Raw genomic sequence first — 13,361 nt, forward strand, 5'->3', positions numbered from 1 at the left:
CCCTGGCGCGGATTCCGGCGGCGCCATCTGCAACGGATTGCCACCGTACTGTACGGTATCGCGCTGGCCTTGCCGGGACCACGTGCTCAAAGTTGATCGGTGCTTTAAAAAAGAAAGGGCGACGTATCGCGTCGCCCCGCTTCTGAGCATCAGATCTGAGCCTGACCGCCGTCGACGAACAGTTCGATGCCGTTGACGAAACTGGCATCTTCAGAGGCCAGGAACACTGCCGCATTGGCGATTTCCACCGGCTCACCGACACTACCCATCGGGATTTGCGAAGCCAGGTAATCGAGCAGACCTTGTTGCTGAGCCGCATCAGGGCCGGCCAGGTCCACCAGACCCGGGGTTTTGGTCACGCCAGGGCTGAGGGTGTTGATGCGCACGTTGCGGTCTTTCAGGTCCAGAATCCAGCTGCGAGCGAAGGCCCGGACGGCGGCCTTCGAGGCCGAGTACACGCTGAACGCCGGGGTGCCGGAGCTGGCGGCAGTAGAACCGGTCAGGATCACCGAAGCATTCCTGGCCAACAGTGGCAGCGCCTTTTGAACGGTGAACAGCCCCGATACAGTTCTCCCACATCCGGACTCACGTGCAACTCATCGTTTTCCGAAACCCACCTACACTCTGGAGTAACCGCTTCCGGGGATGACGTCCTGCCGTCGCTCACCTCCGTCCGGACCTCTGATTTGCAGAGGTCCAATCCTTGAATTCATCGACCAGGAGGTGCAGGCATGGCCCACAAACGTTCCCCTTTCACCATGGATGGCTGGAACAAGGACTGGATCATCCACGGCCATAAACTGGTCTGCCGCAGTTGCGGTGCCGGGCAATGCCCGACACTGGACGAACAGCCCTTCCGGCACAACGACGCCTGTGCCACATCCGTTACCGGGGCGCGTTATCCCTGGAAGGAACTGAACGACATCCTCAAGGACAACCTCTGCGACACCCGGCGAATGCTGCATTGAGCGTACGCCTGACGGTTGACCTGTGACGAGCATTCACACCCACTGTGCCTGGGCAGGTGTTTTTCTGCTGTGGACGCTCGCCTAGTCTGTGTTCAACCCCAGCCATTCAAGCAGCCGGGGGCCTGATCACTGACCGTGGAACGACACCGATGAGCACCGCAGCCAAGCCAGACGAACTCGCGATCCCTTATCAACTGCCGCAAGTGCCTTTCATGACGCCCGACATGGTGCACCCCGGCGTGCTGACCGACTGGCTCGCGGATGATGGACTCTGGGTGCCCGTCACCGCATCGGTGTCGTTCAAACCGCTGCTGTTGAGCACCACAGGCGGCTATTACATCAACCTGTTGCGAGTGCGTCAGAGTGGCGTGCTGTCGCGCCATCGGCACAGCGGTGGCGTGCACGCCCTCGTGCTCAAAGGCCGCTGGTACTACCTGGAACACGACTGGGTCGCAGAACAAGGGTCGTTCGCCTATGAGCCGCCGGGGGAAACCCACACGCTGTTCGTGCCCGAAGACGTCGATGAAATGATCACCTGGTTTCACGTTCAGGGCGGATACACCTATGTCGATCCGCAAGGCGTTGCCGTGGGCTACGAAGACGTGTTCACCAAGCTAGAAGCCGCGCGCAAACACTATGCCTCGCTGGGCCTGCCGGACGATTACATCGAGCGCTTCATTCGCTGAGCATCCGGTTGTTAAAAAGGGGTCAATGCTGGCAGGCTGCGTCCAACCGTAGCCTGTCGCGAGCGTGCAGATGGATCACTATTCACAAATGCTGGCCTTCATGTGGGCGCACGAACATGGCAATTTTTCGGCGGCGGCACGGGCGAACGGGCTGACGCCGTCGGCGATCAGCAAGCTGATCACGCGGCTGGAAGACCGCTTGCAGGTGCGGCTGTTTCAACGCGGCACGCGCAGCCTGGCACTCACCGAAGAGGGCGCGGCGTATCTGGTCAGCGCCCGCGAGGTGATCAACGCCATGGCCGAAGCCGACTCGCTGGCCGAGGCCTTTCCCGACCGGGTCAGCGGCTCGTTGCGCATTCACACCATGACCACCTTCGCCAAGCACCAGATTTTGCCGTGGCTGCCGAGCTTTCTGGCGGCGTATCCGGGCCTCACCGTCGATGTGCAGGTCGGGCCGCAATACGTGGACCTGTTCGATCAGGGGCTGGACATTGCCATTCACAGCGGCAGCCTCCCGGACTCATCGCGCATCGCCCGCAAGATCGGCGAGAGTGCCTGGATCACCTGCGCCTCTCCCGACTATCTGGCGCGCCATGGCACGCCGAACACGCCGCAAGACTTGCTCGATCACGACTGCTTCACCTTTGGTTTTCACAGCGCGTGGAACACTTGGCGGTTTCGCGATGAAGCAGGCGGCGTCTGCACGGTGCCCATCGCGCCCAAAGCGGTATTCGCCCAAGGCGATCTGCTCAGGGAGATGGCCTTGAGCGGCGCCGGGGTCGTCAAGCTGGCGCAATTTCACATCGGCGAGGATCTGCGACAGGGCGCACTGGTGCCGTTGCTGAGCGATTTCAGTCTGCCGGGCACGGAACCGATCTATCTGATTCATTCGAACCGCAAGCACCTGAGCCCGAGAATCCGCGTGTTTCGTGATTTCCTCGAACAACGACTGCGGGAGAACCCATGGGCCTGACGGCGATTCAGAACGTGGGCGGCGATACCGCGCTGACCACCACACAGACTTCATCAAACGGGTTGCGCATGCGATGGGGCAAGCGGCTGTCGAAGTAATACGCGTCGCCGGGATGCAGCACGCGCACTTCGTCGCCGACAGTCATTTCCAGCCGTCCTTCGATGATGATGCCGCCCTCCTCGGCTTCGTGAGAATACAGCTCTTCGCCTTCCTGGCCGGTGTCGGCGCCGGGTTCGTAGCGCTCATGGAGGATCATCATCGAACTGTTGGCCAGGTTCGCCCCGACCTGCCGGTACGACAGCATCTTGCCGTCCGCCAGTTCGACCAGGTCGCTGGCTTTGTAGAACACCGCGCGGTCGACCACGGCCGAGTCCGAAAAGAACACGCTGAGGGTGACGTTCAGGGGCTTGAGCAGGCGTTTGAGAATACTGACCGAGGGGCTGGACTTGTCGCGCTCGATGATCGACAGCGTGGCATGGGGCACGCCCGCCAGCTCGGCCAGGCCGCGGATCGACAGGCCCCGGCTTTGACGCAAGGCCTTGAGCCGCTCGCCGACTGACAGGGTGTCGTCTGTTGCAGGGTCGTCTTCAATGCGCTCTTCGGGCGCGTGGGGGTTGCGGCTGTTCGCCGGCGCTTCTGTCACGTTGTGTTCCTCGAATGAAGTCGGCGCACCCGATGGGGTTTTCGTGGCGCGTTTCGTAGCGCATGCCCTGTTCGTGTGCGCCGCCCGACCGGTCAGAAAGTAACAGGCGGCGAACACAGGCGTTTCTAGCGGCCAGCAGGCCAGAGAAACGGGTGCAGTGAACGATGGCGTCCACTATCAAATTCCGGGCGTGAAAAATCAATCGCTTACCGATTGTCCGGGCGATTTCAGGATTTCAGACGAGCAAAAAAATAAAACTTGCCCCGCAGAATGCTCGGTGGTAAATATTTTTACCACCACCCACACTCACTCTGCGTCGAGGTTCCACATGCACAAGAAGCACAAGCCGTGCCACGCTCTAGCCGCTCTCGCATTTGCCGTTGCAGGTCTGACCGCCGCGCAATCCGCCAGCGCCCGCGACCTGACCATCGTCTCCTGGGGCGGTAACTTTCAGGACGCCCAGCGTGAGATTTACTTCAAACCCTTCGCCGAACAGACCGGCAAAAAAGTCCTCGATCAAAGCTGGGATGGCGGCGTGGGTGTGCTGGACGCCAAGGTGAAAGTCGGCAGCCCGAACTGGGACGTGGTCGAAGTGGAAGCCGAAGACCTGGCGCTGGGTTGCGAAGCCGGTCTCTACGAGAAAATCGACTGGGCCAAGGTCGGCAACAAAGCCGATTTCATCCCGGAAGCGGTCAATGACTGCGGCGTCGGCAACATCGTGTGGAACACCGGTGTGGCGTGGGACGGCGACAAACTGAAAACCGCCCCGACCTCCTGGGCCGACTTCTTCGACACCACCAAATTCCCCGGCAAACGCGGCCTGCGCAAAGGCCCGAAATACGCCTTGGAATTCGCCCTGCTCGCCGACGGTGTGAAACCGGCTGACGTTTACAAGGTGCTGCGCACCCCGGCCGGCGTGGACCGTGCCTTCAACAAGCTGGGCAGTATCAAATCCAGCATCGTGTGGTGGGAAGCCGGCGCCCAGCCGTTGCAAATGCTCTCCGCCGGCGACGTGGTGATGAGCTCGGCGTACAACGGCCGGATCAGCGGCTTCAACCGCAACGAAGGCAAGCACTTCAAATTCCTGTGGAACGGCAGCGTCTCGGCCATCGACTCCTGGACCGTGCTCAAGGGCAGCGAAAACAAGGCGGCAGCGATGGACTTCATCGCGTTCGCCAGCAAACCGGAGAACCTGTCCAAGCTGCCGAAATTCATCGCCTACGGTTTGCCCAACACCAAGGCCAACGCCTTCGTGCCCGCAGACTTGAAGGCCGAACTGCCGACCACGCCGGAAAACCTGGCCGAGTCGCTGCCGCTGGACGTTGAATTCTGGGTCGACAACAGCGAATCGCTGAACCAGCGTTTCAATGCCTGGATCGCTTCTAAATAACACGACGATGAAGCCACTCGGGATCAGATCCTGAGTGGCGTTTTTACTGCCCGGAATCTGAGGTCAAGCATGACGAATCTAGTGGGCGACGTGTCCAGCGCCGCCCGAATCCTGCCCGAACTGAATGGCGAGAAGCTGTTCATCCGCAATGGCAAAGGTGCCCATCTCTGGGACGACAAAGGCCGTCAGTACATCGACACCGCGCTGGGTTTCGGCGCCGTACTGCTGGGGCACGCCAATGACGCGGTGAACGCTAACGTCATCCAGGCCCTCGCCGACAGCGCGTCACCGTCCTGGGCGCACGTGCGCGAACATGGCGCCGCCACCGCACTGGCACACCACACCGGGCAACTGACGAAAGTCATGTTCACCAACTCCGGCAGCGAAGCGGTGCACCTGGCCTGTCGCGCGGCTCGGGCTTACACAGGCCGTGGAAAGATCGCCAAGATGGCCGCCGGTTTCGACGGCTGGTTCGACGACGTCAGTTTCGGCAACGTGACGTCCACCGAGGCCGGATTCAAAGACGGCGCTCGCCCCTCCACTGAACGCACCACACTGATCCGCTTCAACGACTTTGCCGACATCGAGCGGCTGTTCGCCGAGGACAGCGATATCGCGGCGGTCATCCTGGAACCGGTGCTCGCCAACGCCGGGTGCATCATGCCCTTGCCCGGCTACCTCAAACACGTCCAGGACATCGCTCATCAACACGGCGCGCTGGTGATCTGTGACGAAGTGCTGATGGGCTTTCGCCTGTTTCCTGGCCTGGCCGGGCTGCGCGAAGGGCTGGACCCGGATCTGGCCAGCGTCGGCAAGGCCATCGGCAACGGCGTGCCGGTGTCCGCAGTGGTGGGCAAACCGCATATTCTGGCGGGCTTCGAAGAAGGACGCGTCGCCCGAGGTGGCACGTTCAGCGGCAACCCGCTGGCCTGTGCAGCGGTGACCAGCACCCTGACGCAACTGGATGCAGAGGATTACGAACGCCTGATCCGACGCGGCGACACCCTGCGTGCGGCAATCGAAGCCAGCTTCAAGGCGCAGGGCATCCCTCTGGTGACCAGCGGTTACGGCAACGTCTTCGGCCTCTGGCCCGCCGCAATCGCCCCCACCACCTACGAACACGCGGTGCAGATCGCCAACCCGGCGTTCAGCAACGCCCTGCACCTGACCTTGCGCGAAGCGGGCGTACTGGTGATGCCGTCGCCATACGGGCGTGTCTACCTTTCATTCGAGCACAGCGATGAGGTGGTCGAAGCCATGAAGGCGGCTTTCGACATCGCCGCCCGCCGCATGAAAGCCGAGTTTGGCGACGCCTGATCCTGCGTTGGGGAGCGGCGCAATCCCTGCACGGGCTGCGTCGCTCCACATCGAAACGCTGGACAGCACAGCAGCACCGGTTTCGCAACGCCCCAGCAATGGGCAGCGGGTACGCAATCGGTGCAACTTTTGGTGACACCCCTGCCATCGCCTTCCGCGCCAACCCACGGGTTCACCCGGTGCCATGAACTGGCCTGCATCTTGCCTCGGCTGTCTATACAGCCTGCTCTCCCCCGAAAAAAGGACCGACATGCGCCGCTATCACGCCGGTTGCGATTTTCTGCGCGCCCACAGCATCGCCGAGTTGGCGCACATGGCCCAGCGTCGTTTGCCACATTTCGCCTGGGAATACCTGGCAGGTGGCGCCGAGGAAGAACTGACCCTGGCCCGCAACCGCCAAGCCTTTCATGACGTCAGCCTGCTGCCTCGCACATTGGTACCCTGGGAAACGTCCAACACGCGCCGTACTCTGCTGGGCCGCGAGTTGCCCCTGCCGATGGCCATCGCTCCCACCGGTTACAACGGCATGCTGCACCGCGACGCCGACATTCATCTGGCCCGTGCCGCCACCGAGCGCGGTCTGCCGTTCACGCTTAGCACCGTCTCTACCAGCTCGCTGGAGCAGATCGTCGCCGCCGTGCCAGACGTCAACCTGTGGTTTCAGCTCTACAGCATGAGCGACCCGCAGGTGCAGGAAGACCTGTTGCAAAGGGCCGAGTCCGTGGGCTGCCGCACGTTGCTGCTGACCTCGGACGCCGTGTTGCTGGGCAATCGGGAATGGGACAAACGCAACTTCGCCCGCCCGCGCCAGTTGAGCCTGCGCAACAAGCTCGACGTGCTGCGCCACCCGCGCTGGATCAAGCAGGCGCTGTGGCCCCACGGCATGCCGAGCATGGCCAACCTCGACCGCTATTTGCCCGCCGACCAGCGCAACGCCTCGGGCGCCGCGCATTTCATTGGCGAAAAGATGGAAAAGCAACTGAGCTGGGAATTCCTCGCCCGTCTGCGTGATCGCTGGCCTCATCGCTTGTTACTCAAGGGCGTGATGCACCCGCAGGACGCCGAGCGCGCCGTGGCGTTGGGTCTGGACGGCATCGTGGTGACCAACCATGGCGGTCGGCAACTGGACGGCGTGCCTGCGACCCTCGACTGCCTGCCCGCCATCGCCGAGGTCGCCAAAGGCAAGCTGAGCATTCTGCTGGACAGCGGCATTCGTCGCGGCACCGACATTCTCAAGGCCTGCGCGCTGGGTGCTGACGCGGTGCTACTGGGCCGCGCCACCTTGTACGGCGTGGCGGTGGGCGGTCAGGCCGGTGCCGGGCACGCGCTGGATTTGCTGACGAACGAATTGCGCCTGGCCCTGACCCTGCTTGGCCAGCCGGACCTGAATCAATTGCACGTCAGTTCCAACGCTGACGCGTCTTTTACCGTGAGTTGAATCATGAGTGACGTTGAAAAAACCATCGCCCTTTTGCGTGAAGCCTTGGGCGAGGCGCAGGTGCTGACTGGCGAGGCGATCAGTCCGCGTCATCACAGCGACTGGACCCGCCACGCACCCGCCTGCCCCGCCGCGCTGATCCTGCCCAAGGACACACGGCAGGTGTCGGCTGCCCTGCGCATCTGCAACGAAGCGGGCCAAACCGTCGTACCCCAAGGCGGCATGACCGGCCTGGCAGGCGGCGCCGTGCCACGCGCCACCGACATGGCGCTGTCTCTGGAGCGCATTCGTGGCATCGAAGAGATCGACGTGGCGTCGGCCACCGTGACCGTCAAGGCCGGCTCGACCCTGCAAGCGATTCAACAGGCCGTGGCCGATGCGGGCTATCTGTTCCCGCTGGACCTGGGCGCTCGCGGCTCTTGCCAGATTGGCGGCAACATCGCCACCAACGCTGGGGGCAACGCGGTGATCCGCTACGGCATGACCCGCGACCTGGTGCTCGGTCTGGAGGTGGTGCTGGCCGACGGTCGCGTGTTGAACCTGATGAACACGATGATCAAGAACAACTGCGGTTATGACCTGAAACAGTGCTTCATCGGCAGTGAAGGCACCCTTGGGGTGATCACCCGCGCCGTATTGAAGATGGCGCCGCAACCCGGTCCGACCACCACCCTGCTCTGCGCCCTGCCCGATTACGCCAGCGCAGTGGCCTTTCTGCGTCGCCTGCAACGCAGCGCCGGAACGCCCCAGGCCTATGAACTGATGTGGCAGGACTTCTTCCGCATGGGCGTGTCGTGGCTGGAAAACCCCGTCGCGCCGATGCCTGATCATCACCCGCTGTACGCACTGCTGGAGTCCTCCGCCACCCGCGAGGTGCTGGAGCAGGCACTGCAAGCGGCCCTCGATGCCGGTGAAGTGGTCGATGCGATTCTTGCCACCTCGCAATTCCAGGCCCGCAGCCTGTGGAAGATCCGCGAAGCCACGGCGGAATTCCCGGTGCGTCTGGCGCCGCTGAACTTCGACATCAGCCTGCCCATCGGCCAGATCGGCGAGTTCGCCGACCTCTGCCGTCAACGCATCGATCAGCGCTGGCCGGGCAACCACAGCGTCTATTTCGGCCACATCGGCGACAGCAACCTGCACCTGACCGTGGACCTCAACAGCCTCCCGCAGCCTGCGCCAGTGTTCGAGGTCGAGGATCTGGTGTATCGCGCGGTCGGTGAGTTGGGCGGCGCGGTGTCGGCAGAGCACGGCATTGGCCTGCTCAAGCGCGAATTCCTGCACCACTCGGTCAGTGACGAAGCGCTGGAAGTCATGGCCGAACTCAAGCGCAGCTTCGACCCCAAGGGCATTTTGAATCCGGGGAAAATCCTCGGCTGACGATACCGTGCCGGTTGTCTATACCGGTATGGCACGCTAACTGCACATTTCTGCTCAACACCGTTCAACCGCTGCACACGCCACCACTACGACGACACACCATCGCATCTGAAGAATGAGGAGTCACCCATGCCACTCGATTTCTGTTTCGGTGAAAAAGCGCTCGGTAAAACCCTCAAGGGTCTGAGCATCGCTGTCGCAATTGCCCTGCTGCCGATGGCGGCCCATGCCGACCAGTTGGCCGATGTGAAAAAAGCCGGGGAACTGGTGGTCGGTACGGAAATGCAGTTCGCCCCGTTCGACTTTCTAGAAGCGGGTAAACAGCAGGGCCTGAACGCCGAACTGTTCGCCGAGCTGGGCAAGGAGCTGGGGGTCAAGATCAAGTTCCTCGACCTGCCGTGGCCAAGCGTGCTGCCGGGGCTGGAAGCGAAGAAATTCGACGTGGTGGCCGGTCCGATCATCGTGACCAAGGCGCGCAAGGAGCGTTATCACTTCGTCTCGCCGATTGCCGAAGCCACCGTGGCGCTGATGGTGGGCGCCAAGGACGACAGCATCAAGAAGCCTGAAGACATCGCCGGTAAAACCGTGGGTGCCGGTAAAGGTTCGGCGCAACTGGAAGAGCTGAAAACCTTCGCCGCGACCCTGCCGGAGAAGGTGACCATTCGCGAATACGTCGACAACAACCAGGCTTACGCGGACCTTGCCGCCAAGCGCATTGTCGCCGTGGCCAACTCGCTGCCGAACATCTCGTTCGTCGCCGCGCAGAAGGCCAATCTGTACAAAGTGGTGCAGCCGCCGTTCGGCAAGAAGTCCTACTTCGCCTACTTGGGGCGCAAGGATGCTGACGCCGACAGCCTGATCGCCGCCCTCGACGCCGCCGTGACCAAAATGCACGACGACGGCCGCCTGGCTGCCCTGCAAAAGAAATGGCTGGGCGCCGAGATGGACGTGCCGAAGGGCGATTTTGAGCCGACCTGGTAAGGCCGGAACGCCACAACCCTTTGTAGGAGCGTGGCTTGCCCGCGATTGCGATTTTCCTGTCGATACATCTGTATTTGACACACTGCTATCGCGAGCAAGCTCACTCCTACAGGTACAGCGCTACATTTTCGAGATCGCTGGAGTTGTCTCGTGTTCGATTGGCCCTTGCTGCAACAAAACGCTCCGCTTCTGCTCGGCGCCCTGTGGGTGACGTTGCAGGTGTCGATTGCCGCGCTGGCGATTGGATTTGTCATCGGTATCGTAGTCGGTGCCCTTCGCCTGTCGCCGGTGCCGCTACTGCGCCGTTTGGGCGGCGCCTATATTTTCGTGTTCCGCGGCATTCCGCTGTTGGTGCAACTGCTGTTCATCTATTACTTCCTGCCGCGCATTGGCTTGCCCAACGTTTCGCCCACGGTGGCGGCGGTGATCGGCCTGTCGCTGGCCGCAGGCGCCTACACCGCTGAGATCCTGCGCGGTGGCTTTCTCGCGATTCCCGGCGGGCAACTGGAAGCCGCGGGCCTGCTGGGCCTGAGCGCCAGCCAGATGCTGATCCGCATCCGCGTACCCCAGGCCGTGCGCCTGACCCTGCCTGCGCTGGTCAACGAAATGATCCTGCTGATCAAGGCCTCGTCGCTGGTCTCGGTCGTAGGTCTGGCGGACCTCACCCGCACCGCGCAAAACCTTGCCGCCAGTGACTACATGTTCGTGCAGGACTATTTGATGCTCGCGGGCTTCTATTGCCTGATCAACATCCCGCTGGCATACGGCGGCAGCCTGCTGGAGAAACGGTTGAAGGAGAACGGCGCATGATCTTCGACCCGAAAATCATCACCGACCACCTGGGCGATATCGGCTCGGGCTTTCTGGTCACCCTCGGCACCTGGAGCAGCGGCGTAGTGCTCGGCATGGCGCTGGGTATGTTGATCGCCATCGCGCAAATCTTCGGCAACAACTTGGTGCGCGCACCGTTGCGGGTGTTCATCGAACTGATCCGCAGCACGCCGTTCCTGGTGCAACTGTTTCTGGTGTACTACGGCGGCCCGTCGTTCGGCCTGAGCCTGGACCCGATCCCCGCAGGCATCCTTGGCCTGGGCGTTTACGGCAGCGTGTATTTCGCGGAAATCTTCCGCTCCGGCTTCGAGTCGGTCAGCCGTGGGCAACTGGAAGCCGCCGATTGCCTGGGCATCACTCGCCTGCAATGCATCTGGCGCATTCAAGTGCCGCAGATGCTGGTGATCATCCTCCCTGCGTTGATCAACATGATCACCGTGCTGTGCAAGGAAACCGCTGTGCTGTCGATCATCACCATTCCGGAGCTGACGATGGTGCTGACCGGCATCGGCTCGGAGACCTTCGCCTTCGTCGAAACACTGCTGATGCTGTGCATCGGCTACCTGATTCTGGTGGAACTCTGCTCGCGGCTGGGCATGTTTCTGGAACGTCGTGTCGGCCGCTTCATGAACAGGCAATCGTGATGAACAGTTTCTTGATCCGCAGCACCGCGCCTGCAAACCCGCACAAGCAACAAGGTGACGCCATGAAGACTTCGGCAACAGCCCCCGACGAGCAGTCGACCATTCTGACGCTGAACAAGATCGGCAAAAGCTTCGGCAATTTGCGCGTGCTCAAGGGTATCGATTTGCAGGTGCAGCGTTCTGAGGTCGTATGCCTGATCGGCCCGTCCGGCTCCGGCAAGAGCACGCTGTTGCGCAGCATGGCGTTCCTTGAAGAGTACGACGAGGGCGAGATTCACATCGAGGGCCAACTGCTCGGCTGGCAGGACACGGACAAGGGCCGTCGTCGGGCACCGCAATCGCAGATCAATCAGGTGCGACGCAACGTCGGTATGGTGTTTCAGCAGTTCAACCTGTGGCCACACATGACCGCCATCGGCAACGTCTGCGAGGCCCTGCGTCGGGTGCGCAAGCTGTCGGCGGATGAAGCGAACACCAAGGGCATGGCGATGCTGGACAAGGTGGGGTTGGCGCACAAAGCCACTAACTACCCGGCGCAACTGTCCGGTGGTCAGCAACAGCGCGTAGCGATTGCCCGCGCGCTGGCGATGGAGCCGCACATCATGCTGTTCGACGAGCCCACCTCGGCGCTGGACCCGGAGCTGGTGGGCGAAGTGCTGCAGGTGATGAAGACCCTTGCTAAAGAGGGGATGACCATGGTCGTCGTCACCCACGAAATGGGCTTCGCCGCGCAGGTGGCGGATTCAGTGATCTTTCTCGATCAAGGCGAAGTGGTTGCGCGAGGCACGCCGCAGCAGATTTTCCACAACGCTGAGCAGCCGCGCTTGCAGCAGTTTTTGCAGAACTATCTGGACCGCAATGCGTTTTGGCAGGATGGGAAATCGTAGCCGAGATCCATCGGGATAAACGCAGACTCTGTAGGAGGTCACGATGGAAAAGCCCGCACCACAGGCGCTGTACCGCCAGGCCAAGGATTTCGTGCAGGGCAAACTGCTCTCCGGCGAATGGAAACCCGGCGACCTGATTCCCTCGGAAAACCGTCTGGTGCTGGAACTGGGCATGTCGCGCATGACAGTCAATCGCGCGTTGCGCGAACTGACCGAAGAAGGCCGCCTGCTGCGGGTCTCGGGCGTGGGCACCTTCGTCGCCGAGAGCAAACCGCAATCGAACCTGCTGCACATCACCAACATCGCCGACGAAATCCTCGCCCGTGGTCACCGTTACCGCTGCCAGGTGCTGCATCTGGCGCGGGAGTCGGCGTCGATGCCCATTGCCGCGGCGCTGTCATTGCCCACCGGGGCGTCGGTCTTTCATCTGCTCTGCGTGCATTACGAGGACGACATCGCAGTGCAACTCGAAGACCGTTACGTCAATCCACAGACCGCACCCGAGTTTCTGCAACAGCCGTTCGGTGATCAAGTGCAGTCGGCGCGCTACCTGCTGCAGATCATTCAACCGGATGAAATGGAACACATCGTCGAGGCCAGCCACCCTTCTGCCGATGACGTCAAACACCTGCACATCGAAGCGAGCGAACCGTGTCTGGTGTTGATGCGCCGCACCTGGAACAGCGGCCGGGTGGTGACGTATGTGCGGCTGGTGCATCCGTCTTCCCGCTATCGGCTGGGCAGTCGGTTGCCCGTGACCGGCGCGTATCGGGACAGTTGACCGTTCAGCCGATTCATCGAACGTCCGCGCCGCCTGACCCTCGACATGCACAAGCCCCGCAAAATCGGGGATCGAGAAGAGGTGCATATGGCTACCCAGAACAATCAACAGACTCAAGACCGCCACGACCCCGCCATCGACCCGGACACGCCGGACAATGCCATGGGCCAGTCTCAGGGCGGTTCGCAGAGTCAGGACAATCATGGTGCTCAGAGCGAGGCTAACGACGGCAACCGCTCGGGCGACAACGCATACACCCCGGATTTCGAGCCGGAAGAACATGAGTCGCCAGACAAGACCAAAGAAGAGAATCAGACCGGGGAAACGGATAAGGATATCGACACAGCAGGAGGGTAAACACAGCCCTTCGAGCGTCGATCAATCGTGTGGGAGATTCTGTGTTGGCTGTCCAGCCGCTTTCGCCACCAAGGCGGCTCCCACA

14 protein-coding genes and 1 pseudogene are annotated in these 13,361 nt (G+C 61.8%); 13 read left to right on the forward strand and 2 right to left on the reverse strand.

Annotated features, from left to right (window positions below; all coding sequences use genetic code 11):
• Positions 1–149: 149 nt before the first annotated feature.
• Positions 150–572: pseudogene (locus ACI2KB_RS01085) on the reverse strand (SDR family NAD(P)-dependent oxidoreductase); the annotation flags it as partial.
• 159 nt (positions 573–731) lie between these two features.
• On the opposite strand from ACI2KB_RS01085, the gene ACI2KB_RS01090 reads away from it, so the two are divergent.
• The 3 genes from ACI2KB_RS01090 (at position 732) to ACI2KB_RS01100 (ending at position 2,627) form a co-directional block, all read left to right on the forward strand.
• On the forward strand, positions 732–968 hold the full coding sequence (locus ACI2KB_RS01090) for a hypothetical protein (protein ID WP_404630555.1): 237 nt from the start codon (positions 732–734) through the stop codon (positions 966–968).
• A gap of 149 nt (positions 969–1,117) precedes the next feature.
• Complete coding sequence (locus ACI2KB_RS01095; protein WP_404630557.1) at positions 1,118–1,654, forward strand: 2,4'-dihydroxyacetophenone dioxygenase family protein; 537 nt, start codon at positions 1,118–1,120, stop codon at positions 1,652–1,654.
• Between the two features lie 70 nt (positions 1,655–1,724).
• Positions 1,725–2,627, forward strand: a complete 903-nt coding sequence (locus ACI2KB_RS01100) for a LysR family transcriptional regulator (RefSeq protein WP_404630559.1) — start codon at positions 1,725–1,727, stop codon at positions 2,625–2,627.
• A 7-nt stretch (positions 2,628–2,634) separates the two neighbouring features.
• Here ACI2KB_RS01100 and ACI2KB_RS01105 read toward each other — a convergent pair whose 3' ends face one another.
• Entirely contained in the window at positions 2,635–3,270 is a 636-nt protein-coding gene (locus tag ACI2KB_RS01105) for a cupin domain-containing protein (protein WP_404630561.1), read from the reverse strand.
• A gap of 328 nt (positions 3,271–3,598) precedes the next feature.
• Between ACI2KB_RS01105 and ACI2KB_RS01110 the strand changes: the two genes are divergently transcribed.
• The 10 genes from ACI2KB_RS01110 to ACI2KB_RS01155 all read left to right on the forward strand — a co-directional run bounded on the left by ACI2KB_RS01110 (position 3,599) and on the right by ACI2KB_RS01155 (position 13,276).
• The gene (locus ACI2KB_RS01110) at positions 3,599–4,660 is read left to right on the forward strand and encodes an ABC transporter substrate-binding protein (protein ID WP_404630563.1); all 1,062 of its coding nucleotides are present in this window, start codon (positions 3,599–3,601) and stop codon (positions 4,658–4,660) included.
• A gap of 69 nt (positions 4,661–4,729) precedes the next feature.
• On the forward strand, positions 4,730–5,977 hold the full coding sequence (locus tag ACI2KB_RS01115) for an aspartate aminotransferase family protein (RefSeq protein ID WP_404630565.1): 1,248 nt from the start codon (positions 4,730–4,732) through the stop codon (positions 5,975–5,977).
• A gap of 250 nt (positions 5,978–6,227) precedes the next feature.
• Positions 6,228–7,415, forward strand: coding sequence for an alpha-hydroxy acid oxidase (locus ACI2KB_RS01120; RefSeq protein WP_404630567.1), 1,188 nt, complete (start codon positions 6,228–6,230; stop codon positions 7,413–7,415).
• Positions 7,416–7,418: 3 nt separating this feature from the next.
• On the forward strand, positions 7,419–8,795 hold the full coding sequence (locus ACI2KB_RS01125; RefSeq protein WP_404630569.1) for an FAD-binding oxidoreductase: 1,377 nt from the start codon (positions 7,419–7,421) through the stop codon (positions 8,793–8,795).
• Positions 8,796–8,924: 129 nt separating this feature from the next.
• Entirely contained in the window at positions 8,925–9,776 is an 852-nt protein-coding gene (locus ACI2KB_RS01130; RefSeq protein WP_404630571.1) for a transporter substrate-binding domain-containing protein, read from the forward strand.
• Between the two features lie 150 nt (positions 9,777–9,926).
• Positions 9,927–10,586, forward strand: a complete 660-nt coding sequence (locus tag ACI2KB_RS01135) for an amino acid ABC transporter permease (protein WP_404630573.1) — start codon at positions 9,927–9,929, stop codon at positions 10,584–10,586.
• A complete protein-coding gene (locus ACI2KB_RS01140) occupies positions 10,583–11,251 on the forward strand; it encodes an amino acid ABC transporter permease (protein ID WP_404630575.1) in 669 nt (222 codons plus the stop codon). Before ACI2KB_RS01135 ends, ACI2KB_RS01140 begins: the two co-directional genes overlap by 4 nt.
• Before the next feature lie 62 nt (positions 11,252–11,313).
• Positions 11,314–12,138 carry an amino acid ABC transporter ATP-binding protein gene (locus ACI2KB_RS01145; protein ID WP_404631694.1) on the forward strand — a complete coding sequence of 275 codons (825 nt, stop codon included), beginning with the start codon at positions 11,314–11,316 and terminating at the stop codon, positions 12,136–12,138.
• A gap of 43 nt (positions 12,139–12,181) precedes the next feature.
• The gene (gene hutC / locus ACI2KB_RS01150; RefSeq protein ID WP_404630576.1) at positions 12,182–12,919 is read left to right on the forward strand and encodes a histidine utilization repressor; all 738 of its coding nucleotides are present in this window, start codon (positions 12,182–12,184) and stop codon (positions 12,917–12,919) included.
• An 87-nt stretch (positions 12,920–13,006) separates the two neighbouring features.
• Positions 13,007–13,276 carry a hypothetical protein gene (locus ACI2KB_RS01155; RefSeq protein WP_404630578.1) on the forward strand — a complete coding sequence of 90 codons (270 nt, stop codon included), beginning with the start codon at positions 13,007–13,009 and terminating at the stop codon, positions 13,274–13,276.
• Positions 13,277–13,361: the final 85 nt, after the last annotated feature.

The sequence above is a fragment of the Pseudomonas sp. NPDC088444 genome (assembly GCF_044900175.1).
GTDB lineage: Bacteria > Pseudomonadota > Gammaproteobacteria > Pseudomonadales > Pseudomonadaceae > Aquipseudomonas.

Coding starts and splice junctions, on each gene's coding strand:
- hutC (WP_404630576.1), top strand. CDS start 12,182: ATGGAAAAGCCCGCACCACAGGCGCTGTACCGCCAGGCCAAGGATTTC.
- ACI2KB_RS01110 (WP_404630563.1), top strand. CDS start 3,599: ATGCACAAGAAGCACAAGCCGTGCCACGCTCTAGCCGCTCTCGCATTT.
- ACI2KB_RS01115 (WP_404630565.1), top strand. CDS start 4,730: ATGACGAATCTAGTGGGCGACGTGTCCAGCGCCGCCCGAATCCTGCCC.
- ACI2KB_RS01140 (WP_404630575.1), top strand. CDS start 10,583: ATGATCTTCGACCCGAAAATCATCACCGACCACCTGGGCGATATCGGC.
- ACI2KB_RS01090 (WP_404630555.1), top strand. CDS start 732: ATGGCCCACAAACGTTCCCCTTTCACCATGGATGGCTGGAACAAGGAC.
- ACI2KB_RS01145 (WP_404631694.1), top strand. CDS start 11,314: ATGAAGACTTCGGCAACAGCCCCCGACGAGCAGTCGACCATTCTGACG.
- ACI2KB_RS01130 (WP_404630571.1), top strand. CDS start 8,925: ATGCCACTCGATTTCTGTTTCGGTGAAAAAGCGCTCGGTAAAACCCTC.
- ACI2KB_RS01155 (WP_404630578.1), top strand. CDS start 13,007: ATGGCTACCCAGAACAATCAACAGACTCAAGACCGCCACGACCCCGCC.
- ACI2KB_RS01125 (WP_404630569.1), top strand. CDS start 7,419: ATGAGTGACGTTGAAAAAACCATCGCCCTTTTGCGTGAAGCCTTGGGC.
- ACI2KB_RS01095 (WP_404630557.1), top strand. CDS start 1,118: ATGAGCACCGCAGCCAAGCCAGACGAACTCGCGATCCCTTATCAACTG.
- ACI2KB_RS01120 (WP_404630567.1), top strand. CDS start 6,228: ATGCGCCGCTATCACGCCGGTTGCGATTTTCTGCGCGCCCACAGCATC.
- ACI2KB_RS01100 (WP_404630559.1), top strand. CDS start 1,725: ATGGATCACTATTCACAAATGCTGGCCTTCATGTGGGCGCACGAACAT.